The 659-nt window shown below is 62.7% G+C and carries 1 pseudogene; it reads right to left on the bottom strand.

The window, feature by feature from the left end:
- Positions 1-95 precede the first annotated feature (95 nt).
- Positions 96-659, bottom strand: a pseudogene (locus D3H34_RS33400) (signal recognition particle protein); the annotation flags it as partial.

Here is a 659-nt window from a genome sequence, read left to right as displayed (position 1 = left end):
CTTCGACAGGCTCAGGGTGAACGGCCTGCCCGCAAAAACAAAAAACCGGCCTGCGCATCGCGCCAGGCCGGTTTTCCGTGGAGATCCGTGAAGACTCAGAAAGGCAGTTTAGGCATTCCGCCGCCGCCGCCCATCATGCCCTTCATGGCTTTCATGCCGCCCATGCGCTTCATCATCTTCATCAGGCCGCCGCCCTTCATCTTCTTCATCATGTCCTGCATCTGCTCGAATTCCTTGAGCAGACGGTTGACTTCCTGCACCTGCACGCCCGCGCCCATGGCGATGCGCTTCTTGCGCGTGGCCTTGATCAGTTCGGGCTTGCTGCGCTCCTTGGCGGTCATCGAGCAGATGATGCCTTCCTTGCGGCGCATTTCGCGCTCGGCCTTGTCCATGTCGACCTGACCGGCCTTGGCCGACATCTGGCTCGGCAGCTTGTCCATGAGGCTCGACAGGCCACCCATCTGCTTCATCTGCTGGATCTGGCCGAGGAAGTCGTTGAGGTCGAAGCCGTCGCCGCTCTTGACCTTGGCCGCCAGGCGTTGCGCGGCTTCCATGTCGACGCCGGCCGTGACCTGCTCGACCAGCGCGACGATGTCGCCCATGCCCAGCACGCGGCCCGCATGGCGCTGTGCGTCGAACACTTCGAGGCCGTCGAGCTT

The organism is Acidovorax cavernicola, from assembly GCF_003581445.1.
Note: the sequence above shows the minus strand (reverse complement) of the source record. Positions and strands in the feature narration are given on the sequence as shown.